This window comes from Brevibacillus schisleri, assembly GCF_055685845.1.
On the sequence record NZ_JBVNDM010000001.1, the window covers coordinates 2,459,540 to 2,475,336 of the forward strand.

Genomic DNA, 15,797 nt, shown 5'->3' on the forward strand with positions numbered 1-15,797 from the left:
GAGAGAAGGGATGGAGTTGACGACGAGAAAGAAAGATTTACGAGCCTACTTGAAAGACCATCTCCTAGTAGGAGATGGTGCGATGGCGACCCAGCTGCACGGGCTGGGCGTCCCGGTTGGCGTCAGCTTTGAGGAGCTGTGTTTGTCCAACCCTCGTTTGGTGCATGAAGTTCATACGTCTTATTACCAGGCCGGTGCGCGTTTCCTAGAGACAAATACGTATTCAGCCAACCGAGATGCATTAAGCCGTTACGGTCTGGAGCATAAGGTAGCGCGGATTAACCGGCTTGCAGTCGCCATTGCTAGGGAAGCCGCACAGGATGATGCTTATGTAGCTGGTAGCATTGGATCGATTTTGGCTGGACGGGTGAAGAAAAAGGTTTTGGATGAATACCGTGACCAGTATGAGGAACAGGCTATTGCCCTGTTACATGCAGGGGTAGACGGACTGATTCTGGAGACGTTCTTGGACTTGGAAGAGCTACTTCTGGCGATCGAGGTAATCCGCCCGCTTACAGATGTCCCTGTAATCGCGCAGTTAGCCACTTTGGAAGTAGGGCGCACACGTGATGGTTACGCTTTGACAGATGCCTTTTCCGAGCTGAAAGCAGCGGGCGCTGACGTGATCGGACTAAACTGTCGCCTTGGTCCTGCTGAACTCTTACGCTCGTTTGAAAATACAGTGATTCCAGAAGATGCACTCTTATCCGTATTCCCGAATGCGGGGCGTCTGGGTATGACTGATGGAGAATACGCTTTTAAATCATCACCTGAATATTTTGGACAAAGTGCGCTTCGCTTGCGTGAGCAGGGGGTTCGGTTGATTGGTGGATGCTGCGGAACCACACCTGCACATGTGAAGGCGATTGCGGATGCACTTGAGTCTCTTGAGCCGCAAGCGCGTGTGAACCCGACCATCGTTGCTGGAGATCGTCCTACGATTTCTGTGCAGAACACGAGAGAGAGGGAGAAACCAAGCATTGTCGAGCGCGTAAAAACCGCAACGACGATCATTGTCGAGTTTGATCCGCCACGCGATCTGGATGCAGACCAATTTCTCCACGGATGCTGCGAGCTGCACAAAGCAGGAGCAGACGCGATTACGTTGGCGGATAACTCGTTGGCGACAGTGCGGATGAGCAACATGGCTCTTGGGGCCCTCATGAAGAGCAGACATGGAATCGATCCGCTCTTGCACCTTGCTTGCCGGGACCGTAATCTGATTGGACAGCAATCGCACTTAATGGGGCTCCACGCTTTAGGGATTGACCAAATATTGGTAATTACTGGCGATCCATCACGCTTTGGTGACTTGCCAGGTGCTAGCTCGGTATTTGACGTGACCTCGTTTGATCTGATTCGCATGGTGAAGCAGTTGAACGAAGGTGTTTCGTTCTCAGGACGTCCGTTAAAGCAAAAAGCCCAGTTTATCGTGGGCGCAGCCTTTAATCCGAATGTCCGAAATATGGATGCTGCCGTTGCCCGCTTGGAAAAGAAGGTCGAGGCAGGGGCGGATTACATTATGACGCAGCCTGTGTACGATGCGGAGTCGATTCGGAATGTATACGAGGCGACGAAGCATATCGGCATTCCTGTCTTTATCGGGATCATGCCGCTGACCAGCTCGCGCAATGCGGAGTTCTTGCATAATGAAGTACCGGGAATCAAGCTGTCGACAGAAGCTCTGGAACGGATGAAAAAGGTACAAGGAGAAGCCGCCAGACAGGAAGGAATCGCAATCGCGAAGGAATTGGTCGATACGGCCGTTCGTTACTTCAATGGCATCTATTTGATTACACCTTTCAATTATTACGAGATGGCGGCAGAGCTCATTCAATATACCCGCCAACAAAGCTCTTTGGTGAGGATGGCTCAGACGTAACAGTTTACGCCAGTTAAATAGGGAAGGCCTATGTGTATAGACAGGCTATAGCCTTGCGTCTAATACACATGGGCCTTCATTTCGTCTAGCATAAACGCAGTTTTGAGAGCTTCTCGATTGCAAAACTGTTGAATCTCAGCAAGGTTCATCTGATCATACTGCTTTTTGCGTAAAAAACGTTCAATGATATGTGGGAAAGCGAGATCAACAAAGAGTAAATGCAGTTGCCTAATCGATAGGGGATTTTCTTGGAGATAGCCACGCAATAAATGAGAGAACAATTCCTCGTTCCACTGGTCATTTTTTCGCATAGCAAGGGAGAGAACACGCGTAATGTCTTTGGACGGGAAATCGTAGCGAACGTCCTCCCAGTCAATGATCGCAATTCTTTGATTACTGACGAGCAAATTCCCATTGTTAAAATCTCCGTGACAGAGGAAGTGCTTGTTCAATGGTTCCCTTTTCCATGTCGAGAAGTATGGAGAGGATAGTAAATGTTCCTTAGCTGTCACCCCTGCTTGTTTAAAAAAAGGAAGGTATTCCGCGATAGTAGCGTATTTTCGATCATTTTTCCCGGTGTGTTGAAGCTCCCACTTCTCAAGGGCAGCTAAATCTGTTTTGTACTCCACAGACCATTTCTCTGCACCATTGTAAAGTTTGCCGTACTTGGAGGAGAAACCGAGCGATCTCGCATGAATTTTGCCTAATACCGTGCCGATGCGTTCCATTCGAAGAGGGGAAGTATACGCAATATGTGGCCAGGAGAGCCTTTGGTGGAGAACGAAAAGATTTTCTTTATGCGTGATGTAGCGCTTATTATTTTTGGTGCGTTGAATGTCGGGGATGTGTACGCCGTTTTTACGCAAATGCGCTTCTGCATTCAGGATGAAATGTAAACGTTCCTTTTCCAGAGGCAAAGCTTTTGCGATGAATTTGCCATTGGTTGTTTCCAAGTAAATGACGAGTGATTTGGGTGTATCCCGAATGGTTTTGTGTTGCAAAACAGTCATGTCGTATTTGTTCTGGATTTTTTTGATGAGGTCGTCCACTGCTGATGCCCCTCCCTGCGTACAGAGCTACAAGTATTGTACGGAAGAAGAGATGTGGTTGACACGAAAAGCTCTACTTAGCAGGCGAGGGTAGAGGGTGCCAATTCATCTCGCGTAAAAAATGACTCAGCTCTGTAAACTTGGCGATGCGTTCCTCACGTGTAAAAGATGCGTTAGCCCCACTGGTAGACGGGACGACAAACACATAGCTACCAGACCAATCTTCTGTTCCAAAGTACCTGATTGGTTGCAGCCCCAATGAAATTGCCTCTTTCTTTTGGCCAGTCGCGTGACGAAAAGCAGTAATACCGTTAAAACAAATGACACGAGGTCGGTAAGTCTGGATCATTTGGACGAACAGCTCTGCACCTGCGGCGTAATCCTCGTTGCGTAGGTCTGTTGCAGAGCGGGTAGGACGTGAGACCAGATCGGTAATGCCATAGTTGTAGTCTAAGAGGGTAGCCGTTTCCTCGGGCAAGAGCTTGTGAGGTGTCAGGCCGCCTTCGTACAATCCGCGCCAAAACAGGTTGGCCGGATTGGCGTAGTGGAAGCCCGTTGTAGCCGATATACGTCCTGGATTGATACCGCAAAATAAAACCGCCAAATCACGGCGAATGTACGTGGGCAACCATTTTTCTGTGAACTCGACCAAAGCGAACCCCTCCTGTTTACCACATTGTAGCACATCAGTGAGCGCTTTCAGAAAGAAGCAAAAAAAGCTGCCGGACTCGGCAGCTTCAAGCTATATAGGCTCAAGGATTGGATCTTATAACTGGGGAAGCGGATACGGCAGCACTTGCTGTGGCTCATTGAACGTGAATTGCTCCATTTCATTCCGGACGTATCTTTTCGTCTCGAATGGAACGACTTCTTGTTCTTCATTCCCCCACAACCAATTCGACAGCATTTGTATCATAAGGATACCCTCCACTTTGTGGAAATGTTTTACATGTTCATCATACTCCAGTTGAGGGCAGTTTTGGTTGGGCAGGTGTGAATAAGGCGTGAAGAAATGGTGGATAGAAAGTGAACAAAAATGAAGCGATTTCACAGGACTTCGAAAAAAAGCGAAAAGAAATCCGCCTGTACGAGCGGACTCTTTTCGCTTTTTTGCCATGTCATTTCTATGGATTGGTGGACCACAGTCCAGCGGATTTCACAAAAATGCGTTTGTTCAGCTTCAGCTGGCTAACCACGAACTCAGCAATATCCTCAGGCTGCATGGTCTTCTCAGGATTTCCGTCTGTCAGACCCAAGTCCAAAGCCAAATCGGTAGCTACCGTACTCGGCGTCAGAGCCGTGACGCGGATGTTGTGTTTGCGCACTTCAAGAGCCAAAGACTCCGTCAGACCAAGAACGCCGAACTTGGATGCACTGTACGCACTGGTAAGAGGAGCACCTTTTTGTCCTGCCGTGGAAGAAATGTTGATAATGTCACCGGCGTTTTGCTCCATCATGCCTGGAAGCACCGCGCGAGTCACGTAATAGACGCCCATCAGGTTAACTTGGATGATTTGCTCCCATTCGCTTGTTTCGAGCTCCATGAACTTGCCGAATTTGGCAACACCCGCATTATTGATCAGGATATCAATCTGACCCAGTTCATTTTTGATAGAAGCAACAGCTGTTGTAACAGCATCGTAATTGGATACGTCTGCGGTCGCAATCGCTACCTTGACGCCGTATGCTTCTACTTCCTTCGCGACTTGCTTCAGAGTTTCTTCAGAGCGAGCCAAGAGACCGAGATGCACGCCTTCCTTTGCCAGGGCGATCGCAATTGCGCGGCCAATACCTTTACCTGCACCCGTAATGAATGCGGTTTTTCCTTTTAGTTCGATAGCCAAACGAAAAACACTCCTTTTTCAAGACAATAGGAATCTCATGTATATTGTGCAGTGTACTAGCATTTATCCCCGGAGGGAAGGATGCACTTTTATGTACGTAGGTTACGAAAGGTAACTGTATAAAGTGAAAATGTCCTCCCTGAGTAGGGAGAACATTGGATAGCAAGAATAGAACTGCTTACAGCTTGTATACGTCTGTGTATTTTTTCTCCAAGTAATTCATCAAGTAAGTCGCATTTGTACCTTCGCCTGTAATCGCTTGAACGAGTTCACGAGGGCTCTTCATTTTACCGTACTGATGGATTTTTTCCTTGAGCCATTCACGGATCGGCGCGAAATCGCCTTTTGCGATCAGGTCTTCGTAACCGTTAATCTCATTTTCCATAACGTAGACGAATTGTGCCGCATACACATTACCCAGCGAGTAAGTCGGGAAGTAACCGATCATTCCACCTGACCAGTGAACATCCTGAAGCACACCCAATGCATCTGTCGGTGGCTCAACACCCAGGTATTCTTTCATTTTTTCGTTCCAGATTTTTGGCAGATCAGCCACTTGAATGGTTTGATTGATCAAGCCCTTCTCGATTTCGTAGCGGATCATGACATGCAGGTTGTACGTCAACTCATCTGCCTCTGTCCGGATAAAGGAAGGAGTAACAGCGTTAACCGCACGATGCAGGTCTTCTACAGATACGCCTTCGAACTGGGGAGGGAACGCTTTTTGCAGATCTGCGAAAAAGTGATTCCAGAATGGCAGACTGCGTCCGACCATGTTTTCCCAGTAGCGGGATTGAGATTCGTGAATCCCCATGGAGGTACCATCGCACAGAGGAGTGAACAGCAGGTCTGGATTGATGTTCTGCTCGTACATCGCGTGGCCAGCCTCGTGAATACAACTGAAGAGCGCAGAATTGAAATCATTTTCAGCGTAGCGTGTCGTAATGCGGACATCTCCAGGGTTGAAGGTGGTGCAGAACGGATGCGCACTGCGATCCATGCGGCCAGACTTGAAGTCGTATCCGATTTTCTCGAGGATATAACGGCTGAATGCTTCCTGGTCTGCCACTGGGAAGTTTTTCGTCAAGAAGGAGGTGTCTGGCTTGTTCGGAGAGTCGGCGATCGCTTTTACCAACTTGACGGTTTTCTCACGCAAGGTGGCGAAGATCGGATCGAGCTGATCGACAGTCATGCCAGGCTCGTACATGTCCAAGAGGGTGTTGTACTTGTTTTTGCCGTCATGACCCCAATATTCGATGAACTCGAGCTGGAAGTTCACGATTTTCTCGAGGTATGGCTGGAACATGGAAAAGTCGTTGTTGGCACGGGCTTCTTCCCACACCGTTTCTGCCTTGGCGGTCAGTACAACATATTCCTGATGTCTGTCAGCAGGAATTTTCTTGTTGCGGTCAAATTCCTTTTTGCATTCCAGCACACTGTGACGGGTAATTTCATCCAATGTTTCGAGGACAGATGGCTCACTCAGCTCTGCCAAAAGCGCTTCCATTTCTTTAGACGTCGCCAGCTTGAATTGCTCGCCAGCCAACGTGCCGATGATTTCGGAACGGGCGTCCATTCCATTGCGAGGCGCTTGTGTAGCCTTGTCCCAATAAAGAACGTTCAGTGCTTGCGTGTAGCTGGTTATTTTCTTCACATAGTCACGGAATTCTGCCGCACGTGTTTCTACAGTCGTTGACATAGGGTTCCTCCCATAAATTTTTCATGTTCTGGTAATGGATAGGTAAGTCATGCAGTCAAAAAATTTTTACTACTGAATATTATATCGGTTTAACGAAAAATTACTAGGTGGATGCGGCAAGCATTTGTCGGTATAATCGTAGAGGAAACGAATGTGTTACTTATTTGCGATGACAGGAGAATGAAGATGAGTCAATCCAATCCCCAATGGGAAAATGAGATAGCAAAACGCCGTACCTTCGCCATCATCTCCCACCCGGATGCGGGTAAAACGACAATGACGGAAAAGCTGCTCTACTACGGCGGAGCCATCCGTGAAGCAGGGATGGTCAAAGGGCGCAAAAATTCCAAGCATGCCACCTCCGACTGGATGGAGATCGAGAAGAAGCGTGGAATCTCCGTTACGTCCAGTGCGATGGATTTCGAATACAACGGACACCACATCAACATTTTGGATACACCTGGTCACCAGGACTTCAGTGAAGATACGTACCGTACGCTGACGGCTGCTGACGCTGCTGTGATGATTATCGACGTAGCAAAAGGGGTAGAGGCACAGACGATCAAGCTGTTCAAGGTCTGTCGGATGCGGGGTATTCCGATTTTTACGTTCGTGAACAAGCTGGACCGCCACGGTAAAGATCCATTCGAGCTCTTGGAAGAAATTGAGCGCGTATTGGGTATTCGTTCTTATCCGATGAACTGGCCGATTGGGATGGGCAGCTATTTCAGCGGCGTTTTTGACCGTATGAAGTCTCGTGTCGAGCTGTACCAAAGCAATACACAGCACGAGGAGATTTCCTTTTTCCCTGTAGAGGGAGCAGAAGATCCATTGATCGGTGATCGTGTCGGTCAAGAACTGTGGCAGCAATTGCAGGACGAAATCTCGCTGCTGGATGTTGCAGGAGATGAATACGATCCGGAATTGATCAACAAAGGGCAACTGACGCCTGTTTTCTTCGGTAGTGCCATCAACAACTTCGGTGTACAAACATTCCTGGACAACTTCCTGCAAATGGCGCCAGCACCTTCTGCGAAGAAGAGTTCAGAAGGCTTGATTGATCCGTATACGAACGCGTTCTCCGGCTTCATCTTTAAAATCCAAGCCAATATGAACCCAGCTCACCGAGATCGGATCGCTTTCTTGCGTATTTGCTCCGGCAAGTTTGAGCGGGGGATGGCAGTCAAGCACGTCCGTCTTGGCAAAGACATCAAATTGGCGCAGCCGGTACAATTTATGGCACAGGATCGCGAAATAGTCGATGAATCGTTCGCGGGAGATGTTATCGGTCTTTTCGACCCGGGCATTTTCCAGATCGGCGATACACTCTGTGTCGGAAAATCGTTTGAGTACGAAGAAATGCCGCACTTCTCGCCGGAGTTTTTCTCCAAGGTGATGGTGAAGGACGCGATGAAGCACAAGCAATTCCAAAAAGGGATCATGCAGTTGACCGAGGAAGGGACGGTGCAGCTATTCCGTACCCATCCGATGGAAGAGCTGATTCTTGGTGTCGTAGGTGTGCTGCAGTTCGAGGTACTGGAATACCGTTTGAAAGCCGAGTACGGGGTAGACATCATGCTGACCCGTATGCCGTATCAAATCGCTCGCTGGCTCGAAGGGGAGAAAGCAGACCTCGATGCTGTGAAGAACCGAACCGTTTCCGACCGTTATGGACGTCCGGTTATGCTGTTTGAGAGCGAGTACCAGCTGCGTGTCGCGATGGATAAGTACTCAAATATTACGTTCCATGAGAGTTCACTTGGTTTAAAATCCGTACATTCTTAATTGAAAATAGAATGACAGGGCCTCCCGTTCACGGTGAGGCCCTTTTTGTCCCTCCTGAGGAGGCAAAGTAGTAGTTTGGCTCAGGAGACGCCGTTAGAACTCAATTTCAAAAAACCTGACCGCTTCCGTAGCATTTGGAAGGGTGATCATCCCTTTTTCTTGCAGACCGATTTTCTTTAGAAGGTTGCCAGAAGATGTATTATCGAGGTTGGTGATTGCTACGATGCGCTTTAAACCGAAACCTTCTTTTCCGTGGGCAAGAACGGCAGAGGCTGCCTCATAGGCGTAGCCTTTGCCCCAGTATGCAGGTAGTAAGGCAAAGCCGATATCGACATCCTCCAACGAATCTCTCTTGATTAGTCCACATAAACCGATTGGAACATTTCCTTCCTTCAGCTCTATCAAATACAGGCCAAAGCCATGCTTTTCATACATCGCAACAGCGCCATTCAAAATAAAGTTGCGGGCGTCTTCCGTCGTACGAAGACCACGATCGCCAATAAAACGAATCCAAGAAGGCTCATTCATCAGTTTCAAGACAAAATCAGCGTCTTCGGCAGTTTGCCAGCGGAGGATGAGACGATCTGTTTCCAGCACTTTCAAAGAAACGACACCAGCCTTTGCTTTTATCATTTATCCGATAATTTGCAGCTCTTTGGGAAAAGACGTCAATACTTCTACGCCTTCCTTCGTGACGAGTACATTGTCCTCCATGCGGATGCCACCGATCCTCGTGTTATAAATGCCCGGTTCAATCGTGAAAACCATGCCAGGGATGAGCTCTCCTACTGCTTGGCTGTGAACGTAAGGCGCTTCATGGAGCTCCAGTCCGATCCCGTGCCCGACACGATTGATGAAAAATTCTCCATAGCCCCGGTCCGCAATGACAGCCCGTGCAGCTAGGTCAACATCTGCGATCGGAGCCCCTGGTCGCACTGCATGTATCCCCGCCAGATTCGCTTGCAAGACCGTATCGTACATGTCCAGCAATTCTGCACCCAGTTGACCGACAGCAAAGGTACGAGTCAGGTCCGATACATACCCATCGACATACACGCCTGCGTCAATCAACAAAACTTCTCCTGCCTGAATCACCCGATCACCCGGGTCGCCATGGGGCAGTGCTGCTTTTTCTCCAGCCAGCACAATCGTTGAAAAGGAAGGGCCTTGTGCTTTTAGCTTTTTCATCTGGTATTCCAGCTCTGCGACGACGTCCAGTTCCGTCATCCCTACGGATATCAGCGGGAGCGTACGGCGTAGAGATTCCTCCATGACCCAAATAGCCCGCTTGATCGTAGCGATTTCAGATGCATCCTTGGCCACACGTATACTGCATAGCAAGTCACCGACATCCACTGCTTCTGTAGTGTTCACGGTCGATACGAGTGCCTCGTATGTTTTCGCTGTCAAATGGTTCTTCTCTACACCAATGTGAGAGAGGGAAGTCGGCAGCAAATGCTTCAACACGGTTAGCGCATCCTGTGAATCGTCATGCGTGTAAATCATCATGGCGGGACAAGCCTCCCGTGCTTTGTCAGCGTCCAGCAATGGAACGAAGAGGAAGGGGGACTCGCCTCTCACCAAGACGAGGCCCATAAAACGTTCATGTGGCTCTGTCAAAAATCCGGTAAAATAGTACACGTTTTTGGGATGCGTGATAATCAATGCGTCCAGCTTCCTGCTTTCCATATACGCGTGCAGCTTTTCCAGTCTTTCTTGCATCCAGATCACCCTTTTTTATTGGTAGACATACGGATGAGACACGTTGCGTTAGGTTCTAAAAATGACAGGTGTCAAAACGGACAGGATCTCGGCTTCTTCAACAGTGGAAGGATTGTACCACGTATGTAGGAGAGAGGAAGGGAAGTGGATCGTGTCTCCTTGCTCGAGATGGTATTCGGTTTCGTCGATGACGATGGTGACACATCCTTTAACGACGTAGTAAAACTCTTCACCGGGATGCTGAAAGGCGACATGCTTCGTCTGTCCGGGTGGCAACACGTTGAGGAGGGGCTCAAGTGCCCTGTCAGGGAAATTACCGCCGATTCGAACGTACTTTACCGGTGACCCTTCAATCTGCAACGTTTTACGCTTTGCAATGGGCGTGTGGTACGTGACATCTTTTTCTACTTCAAAGAAGTACGTAATGGGAACACCCAGGCATTCCGCAATTTTTTGCAGGGAAGTAATCGCGAGCGAGCTGTTGCCGCGCTCTACTTGTGATAAGAAGCTGACGGAGAATCCTGATTTCTCACTTAAATCCTTTAAAGTAAGCTCCTGCTGGATACGAAGTGCTCGTATTTTTTTGTAAATGTGCTCCAAAAAGTCACCTCCTGCTCAAAAAGTAATTACGGTATTACAGTAAATATTACGGTAATACAAAAATAATTGCTACATTTATTCCGAATCTTCCTTCTTCTTTTTGTATCCTACTTGTACTATTGCCTTCATATACTGGGACAAAGACAGGCCGTTTGAGAGGAAGGGAATGCTTTGAGGGCTCTCTTGTTAGTGGTTTTGTTTCTGGTTGCCTTTGACATGCACGCGCAGACGCCACTTCTTGCGCCGTATTTAAACGTATTGGGTGTATCCGCTGCGATGATCGGCTTTGTGCTCGGCGGCTATGCGATCAGCAATTTGACAGGCAACCTGCTCGCTGGCCCTTTTCTTGATCGCTATCCGAAAAAATGGTTTATCGCAGGTGGATTGATTTTGGCTGGCGTGATGCTGATTGGTCAAGGCATCGTGCAAAATACGGCGGGTTTCTTTACCTTTCGGCTGATGCTCGGGTTTTTGATGGCGTTTGTATCTCCTGCTTGTTCTGCTTTGCTCGGAGAAACAGGGAAGACGGCACTTGAGCAGGGCGAGATCATGGGGAAAAAGGGATTGGTCCTTACCGCGGCAGGTATCGTATCCCCGGCAGTCGGTAGCTTTTTGGCGGTGCAGTTCGGCTATGGTCAATCATTTGTGATTCTCGGCTACATGATGATGATTGCTGGCGTTTTCGCTTGGATGATGTTACCCGAAAGAGTAGAGGGAAGCACGTCGTCTACGCCACGAAGCAAAGGTGGGGGCAAGCAGAGCCTAACTGCCATCCTGGAAAATCGAATGCTGTATCCTGCGTTTCTCGGGGGATTTGCGATCATTTACGCACAAGGAACGATCATCTATGAAGTGCCTTTGCTCATTCAAAAACAAGGAATGTCCCCCGCCGTTACTGGCATATTGTTCAGCTTGAAAGGGTTGGGGGCACTTGCGATTTTGTGCCAGTTTTGGCTGCATCGGGTCCCCGTGGAGACGAGAACGTTTGCAGGATTGGGTGTGCTCAGCCTTCTTCTGTACGCTCTGGCAATCGGGCTGGCGATTCCGATTCACGTCATGATGTTTTTCTTCGGTGCGTGCTTTGGGATGCTGTTCCCAGCTTTTGCGACCATTTTGACGGTACATTCACCGAGAGAGCAATACGGTAGCGTGTTTAGTATTTACTCAGCGATATTGTCGATTGGAGCGGTATTGAGCCCAGTATTGGCAGGCTTGCTGGGGAATTGGCACCATTCCTACTTCATTGCGTTTTTTGTAACCGCGGGTGTCTGCCTGATCGGGGGACTGCATCGATTCTTGTTAAGCGGGGTTCCACGCTAAGAGGATAAGGACTTTCTGCTATGTTAGCAGGGGTCTTTTTTCGTTTCTAAAAACAAAAAGTTGAGCATCTTGCCATAATCCGCTATAATACCCATTGTGATTATGATAATTATTCTCAATTGAAATGCAGTCGAGTTGGCAATTTTTTGCTGCTTGAAGGCATGACGCAGATGGAGGAACGAACCGATGAAGAAAACAGCCAAACTTTCGATAGCCAGTGTCGTATTGGCAAGCCTCGTTGCAATCGTGAGTGCTTGCTCTGGCCAGCCGAACGCTGCGAGTCCAGAGACACAAGCGAGCAACAGTCAGACCGTGACACCAGCGGCTGAAGCTCCACGGGTACTGAAGGATGCGATGGGAAATGAAGTAACAGTCCCAGCTCAACCGCAGCGCGTGATTGCTTCTTATCTGGAGGATCATTTAGTAGCGTTGGGAGTGAAGCCAGTTGCTCAATGGTCAGTAGGGAACAGCCAGGTACAAGGCTACCTGCAAAAAGAGCTGGCGGGTATTCCAGCGATTCCTTATGATTTGCCGCCAGAGGTCGTGATGAGCCACAGCCCTGACCTGATTATTTTGGATAGCGCATCTCTGGTCCAAGGGGACAAGTATAGCCAGTACTCGAAAATCGCTCCTACTTATATCATTGGAAAAGAAAAGAACAGCGATTGGCGTAAAGAGCTCCTGACTGTAGGAGAAGTCCTCAACAAGGGGGAAGAAGCGAAGAAAGTGCTGGCGGATTACGAGACATTTGCAGCCGAGTCCAAGCAAAAGCTGCAGAAAGCGATTGGGGAAAAATCAGCGGCAGCACTGTGGATGACGGGGAAAAATGTGTACGTAGCACGTCAGGACTTGTCTAGCGGCGATGTGCTTTACAAGGATCTCGGGTTTAAGGTTCCTGCCATCGTTCAGGAAATCTCCAAGTCAGGAGATGCAAATTGGAACGCGATTTCCATGGAGAAATTGGCTGAACTCGATGCTGAGTATTTGTTTATCGTAAACAGTAATCCGACTGCTGTGGAACAGCTTCAAAAGGATCCAGTATGGACGAATATCCCTGCTGTGAAGAATGGAAATGCGTATACGTTTGCGAAAGATTCCAGCTGGCTTTACACAGGCGTCATTGCCAATCGTCAAATGATTGAGAATGTACGCAGCAACGTTATTAAATAAAGAAGAGAAAGCCTATCCACCCCTTGACGTTTCGTACGAAAGAGTGGATAGGCTTTTTACATGTGTTTCTTGCTGTCTTGGGATTGGGATCTTCTGGCTTTTACATGCTTCAACTCCGCCACGATAATGAAGCTCACGATGACGAGCAAAAACCACGAACTGATTTTACTAAGATGCACGAGCTCCCAGCCTGCTCTTTGATTCGGATAATTCCAAGCGCCAAGAAACGTCGCTATATTTTCCGCAATCCAAATGAAGAAACCAATCAAGAAGTAACCAAGAGGGATGGGCATGAAAAGCCGCTCGTTCGCGACGGTAAAATAAACACGTGTTTTCCAGAAGACAATGAAAATAGCTGCCATCAGCACCCAACGCAAATCCCCAATATAATGATGGGTGAAAAAGTTCAGATAGATCATTGCGCCCAAAATGGTGGCGATAATCTGATTCGGCCAGCCAGAGAGAGAAACCTCTAGGCGACGCCACGCTTGACATAAGTAGCTCGCGACACTAGCGTACATGAACCCACTGTACAGAGGAACGCCAAACACCTTGCTGTACGCATCCTCTGGATAGCTCCAAGATCCCATATGTACCTTGAATATTTCCAAGCACAGCCCGATCACGTGAAAGACCGTGATGACCTTCAATTCGTCTCGAGACTCCAAGCCGCTTTTCACCATGAAAATCTGGAAGAGCAGGCACAGCAATAGCAGGAGGTCATACCTCGGCAAACCGGGAATGGTGATGAATTTGGATAAGGCGAGCGAGCCAAAAATAAAGACTGGAAACAAGCAAGACATGGCTTCTTGATAGCCGAAATGAAGCAAAAGACGCATATATCGTATCATTTGTCTGTCCTTTACGTTTACGAAAGTAGTTTCAGAGGGCTAATCCGTAAGTACAAACCGCACAAGTCTATTAATAGCGGAAGGCAGTACGCTTACGTGGCCCTCCTCTTCGAATTTGATGTAGCTCACTTGAACACCTTTGGTAGCGAGTGGTTCCATGCGCTCGACGACCCGTTGTGCACCCTCGACCATGAAGGAGAGCTCATCGCCGCCAACAATGACAAGCAGCCTTATTTCATGATCGCCTTTCCATTCGGCGATGAAGCGTTCCTGCTCCCTCAATACCTCGTCGTTGCCCCACCAGACGGAAGGGCTGCCTGATACGACGTGTGAGAAAAGCTTCGGGCGCGAGAACATCGTATACAGTGTGAAATGACCGCCCAAGGAATGGCCGAAAATCGCCTGTTTATTCGGATTTACCTGCCATTCGGAAGAAATAGCTGGCATCAGCTGCTGTTCAAGGAAATCGAGGAACAAATCAGCTCCACCATGCTCGGGCCAAGGCTGCCCATTCGGTCGGTCAGGAAGTGTAGCTGCGTCCACAGGCATGGTCAGATCGTAACAACGGCGGTCCATGTCAAATGGTAGTCGGGAGGGATAGCCGATTCCTACAACAATGGCTGGGTTGTAGCCCTTGGGCTTGCGGGTTTGCAACTTTATTGTCTCGGCAATCGTTCCGAACATCGCATCGCCATCCACGGCATAAATAACCGCATACCCCTCAGGGGGGGCCTCAGCTTCCGGAATCGCAATCATAATCCGATAGTCACGACCATGGCTTGATTGCAGTGTCCACTCCACACAATTATGAGGGGAGTAGCTGTTTTTCTCTATCATTCTCATTTTGCAATCAATCCTTTCACATCGTCAATGACTTTCCTATGTGCGATCAGGCCGCCACTTAACCAGTGATCTCCCTCTACTTTAAAGGAACGACCGTTCTTCACAGCCTCCATGCTTTTCCAAACAGGACTCTCTGTTAGTTCTTTTTCGAACGCATCCCCCGTACCAGCGTCATTGATGAGGAAAATATAATCCGCATCCAGATCAGGTAAGCTCTCTAGTGATAAATGGATGTCACCGCCGGATACAACCAGGCTCGGCAAAAAGCCTAGCTCATTGGTAAGTACATATCCACTGAAGAAATCGTACTTGATGAAGAACATCCCTCTGCCATTGAAGCGAATGATCGCTGCTTTTTTGCCTTGGATATGAGGGGCCAGCTCCTTTTTGGCTGCCTCGACATGCTCCTTATATGTCTGCAAAGCTTTTTCAGCTTCCGCCGACTTGCCCAACAGATCGCCAATCACTCGTACGGAAGAATCAAGATCAGTATTTGCTTGCTTGAACACATACGTCGGCGCAATCATCTTATATTTATCGTACACGCCGCTTTCGATATGGTTGGCATTGTGTAAGAGGATGAGGTCTGGTTCATGGGCCATAACCGCTTCCGGCTCTGGAGGCAATCCGCCTGTAAAGGGAATGGCCGGCACATCTTTTAGTTGATCTTGCAAATACATTGTCGGTCTTGAGCCAGACGACCACTGCACGACCGGAGTAACGCCCAGCGCGACCAACGTATCTTCCAGATTGGGAGCGAATATTTTGGCAGGTGCGGCAGGCAATGTCACCTCGTTACCCATTTCATCTTTTAGTACCCGGGGGTAGGCAGGCTGGTCAGAAGAGCTATTTGCCGATCCTGCGACATTCCCAGTCGCGGACGAATCGACCTTCTGCGCTACTGCTTCACTGTTTGCATGGTTCCCGCAGCCTGCTGCCAGTCCCGCAACGAGTATCGCTGTGGTTAGCATCAGCGCAAGGCTAGTTTTCTTTCTCATAAAAGTGGAATCCCCTCTCGATGATAATGTTTCT

15 protein-coding genes are annotated in these 15,797 nt (G+C 48.6%); 4 read left to right on the plus strand and 11 right to left on the minus strand.

The genetic code is table 11. The annotated features are described in order from the left end of the window. Positions 1-10 precede the first annotated feature (10 nt). Positions 11-1,882 carry a bifunctional homocysteine S-methyltransferase/methylenetetrahydrofolate reductase gene (locus tag ACUUHJ_RS12185; RefSeq protein WP_289677485.1) on the plus strand — a complete coding sequence of 624 codons (1,872 nt, stop codon included), beginning with the start codon at positions 11-13 and terminating at the stop codon, positions 1,880-1,882. A 59-nt stretch (positions 1,883-1,941) separates the two neighbouring features. Here the strand turns inward: ACUUHJ_RS12185 and ACUUHJ_RS12190 are convergent, their stop codons facing one another. The 5 genes from ACUUHJ_RS12190 to ACUUHJ_RS12210 all read right to left on the minus strand — a co-directional run bounded on the left by ACUUHJ_RS12190 (position 1,942) and on the right by ACUUHJ_RS12210 (position 6,474). Continuing rightward, the gene (locus tag ACUUHJ_RS12190) at positions 1,942-2,931 is read right to left on the minus strand and encodes a phosphotransferase (RefSeq protein ID WP_289677488.1); all 990 of its coding nucleotides are present in this window, start codon (positions 2,929-2,931) and stop codon (positions 1,942-1,944) included. 73 nt (positions 2,932-3,004) lie between these two features. Continuing rightward, a complete protein-coding gene (locus ACUUHJ_RS12195) occupies positions 3,005-3,583 on the minus strand; it encodes a mismatch-specific DNA-glycosylase (RefSeq protein WP_016739808.1) in 579 nt (192 codons plus the stop codon). Positions 3,584-3,697: 114 nt separating this feature from the next. Continuing rightward, entirely contained in the window at positions 3,698-3,847 is a 150-nt protein-coding gene (locus tag ACUUHJ_RS12200; RefSeq protein ID WP_016739809.1) for a hypothetical protein, read from the minus strand. 208 nt (positions 3,848-4,055) lie between these two features. Continuing rightward, positions 4,056-4,775, minus strand: coding sequence for a 3-ketoacyl-ACP reductase (locus ACUUHJ_RS12205; protein WP_289677491.1), 720 nt, complete (start codon positions 4,773-4,775; stop codon positions 4,056-4,058). A 178-nt stretch (positions 4,776-4,953) separates the two neighbouring features. Further along, complete coding sequence (locus tag ACUUHJ_RS12210) at positions 4,954-6,474, minus strand: carboxypeptidase M32 (RefSeq protein ID WP_472298997.1); 1,521 nt, start codon at positions 6,472-6,474, stop codon at positions 4,954-4,956. Positions 6,475-6,660: 186 nt separating this feature from the next. On the opposite strand from ACUUHJ_RS12210, the gene ACUUHJ_RS12215 reads away from it, so the two are divergent. Further along, positions 6,661-8,259 carry a peptide chain release factor 3 gene (locus ACUUHJ_RS12215; protein WP_472298998.1) on the plus strand — a complete coding sequence of 533 codons (1,599 nt, stop codon included), beginning with the start codon at positions 6,661-6,663 and terminating at the stop codon, positions 8,257-8,259. Between the two features lie 93 nt (positions 8,260-8,352). On the opposite strand, the gene ACUUHJ_RS12220 is transcribed toward ACUUHJ_RS12215, so the two are convergent. The 3 genes from ACUUHJ_RS12220 to ACUUHJ_RS12230 are packed head-to-tail and all read right to left on the minus strand — an operon-like array spanning position 8,353 to position 10,581. Continuing rightward, a complete protein-coding gene (locus ACUUHJ_RS12220; protein ID WP_472298999.1) occupies positions 8,353-8,892 on the minus strand; it encodes a GNAT family N-acetyltransferase in 540 nt (179 codons plus the stop codon). Continuing rightward, positions 8,893-9,981: a M24 family metallopeptidase gene (locus tag ACUUHJ_RS12225; RefSeq protein ID WP_472299000.1), complete on the minus strand. Its 1,089-nt coding sequence runs from the start codon at positions 9,979-9,981 to the stop codon at positions 8,893-8,895. It lies immediately after the preceding gene. A gap of 48 nt (positions 9,982-10,029) precedes the next feature. Beyond that, positions 10,030-10,581 (minus strand): helix-turn-helix domain-containing protein, encoded by a 552-nt coding sequence (locus ACUUHJ_RS12230; RefSeq protein ID WP_472299001.1) that lies wholly within the window; start codon positions 10,579-10,581, stop codon positions 10,030-10,032. A 171-nt stretch (positions 10,582-10,752) separates the two neighbouring features. Between ACUUHJ_RS12230 and ACUUHJ_RS12235 the strand changes: the two genes are divergently transcribed. Both ACUUHJ_RS12235 and ACUUHJ_RS12240 read left to right on the plus strand, forming a co-directional pair. Further along, positions 10,753-11,901 (plus strand): MFS transporter, encoded by a 1,149-nt coding sequence (locus ACUUHJ_RS12235; RefSeq protein WP_472299003.1) that lies wholly within the window; start codon positions 10,753-10,755, stop codon positions 11,899-11,901. A 186-nt stretch (positions 11,902-12,087) separates the two neighbouring features. Further along, entirely contained in the window at positions 12,088-13,071 is a 984-nt protein-coding gene (locus ACUUHJ_RS12240; protein ID WP_472299004.1) for an ABC transporter substrate-binding protein, read from the plus strand. A gap of 56 nt (positions 13,072-13,127) precedes the next feature. Here ACUUHJ_RS12240 and ACUUHJ_RS12245 read toward each other — a convergent pair whose 3' ends face one another. The 3 genes from ACUUHJ_RS12245 to ACUUHJ_RS12255 are packed head-to-tail and all read right to left on the minus strand — an operon-like array spanning position 13,128 to position 15,763. Next, positions 13,128-13,922, minus strand: coding sequence for a DUF817 domain-containing protein (locus ACUUHJ_RS12245; RefSeq protein ID WP_289677502.1), 795 nt, complete (start codon positions 13,920-13,922; stop codon positions 13,128-13,130). A 39-nt stretch (positions 13,923-13,961) separates the two neighbouring features. After that, positions 13,962-14,765 (minus strand): alpha/beta hydrolase, encoded by an 804-nt coding sequence (locus ACUUHJ_RS12250; protein WP_472299005.1) that lies wholly within the window; start codon positions 14,763-14,765, stop codon positions 13,962-13,964. Next, the gene (locus ACUUHJ_RS12255) at positions 14,762-15,763 is read right to left on the minus strand and encodes an ABC transporter substrate-binding protein (RefSeq protein ID WP_472299006.1); all 1,002 of its coding nucleotides are present in this window, start codon (positions 15,761-15,763) and stop codon (positions 14,762-14,764) included. Before ACUUHJ_RS12255 ends, ACUUHJ_RS12250 begins: the two co-directional genes overlap by 4 nt. Between the last annotated feature and the right edge of the window lie 34 nt (positions 15,764-15,797).

Bases quoted from the DNA above. Each gene is read 5' to 3' on its own strand.
- ACUUHJ_RS12200 (WP_016739809.1), bottom strand. From the start codon at position 3,847: ATGATACAAATGCTGTCGAATTGGTTGTGGGGGAATGAAGAACAAGAA.
- ACUUHJ_RS12220 (WP_472298999.1), bottom strand. From the start codon at position 8,892: ATGATAAAAGCAAAGGCTGGTGTCGTTTCTTTGAAAGTGCTGGAAACA.
- ACUUHJ_RS12240 (WP_472299004.1), top strand. From the start codon at position 12,088: ATGAAGAAAACAGCCAAACTTTCGATAGCCAGTGTCGTATTGGCAAGC.
- ACUUHJ_RS12215 (WP_472298998.1), top strand. From the start codon at position 6,661: ATGAGTCAATCCAATCCCCAATGGGAAAATGAGATAGCAAAACGCCGT.
- ACUUHJ_RS12225 (WP_472299000.1), bottom strand. From the start codon at position 9,981: ATGCAAGAAAGACTGGAAAAGCTGCACGCGTATATGGAAAGCAGGAAG.
- ACUUHJ_RS12185 (WP_289677485.1), top strand. From the start codon at position 11: ATGGAGTTGACGACGAGAAAGAAAGATTTACGAGCCTACTTGAAAGAC.
- ACUUHJ_RS12245 (WP_289677502.1), bottom strand. From the start codon at position 13,922: ATGATACGATATATGCGTCTTTTGCTTCATTTCGGCTATCAAGAAGCC.
- ACUUHJ_RS12255 (WP_472299006.1), bottom strand. From the start codon at position 15,763: ATGAGAAAGAAAACTAGCCTTGCGCTGATGCTAACCACAGCGATACTC.
- ACUUHJ_RS12250 (WP_472299005.1), bottom strand. From the start codon at position 14,765: ATGAGAATGATAGAGAAAAACAGCTACTCCCCTCATAATTGTGTGGAG.
- ACUUHJ_RS12210 (WP_472298997.1), bottom strand. From the start codon at position 6,474: ATGTCAACGACTGTAGAAACACGTGCGGCAGAATTCCGTGACTATGTG.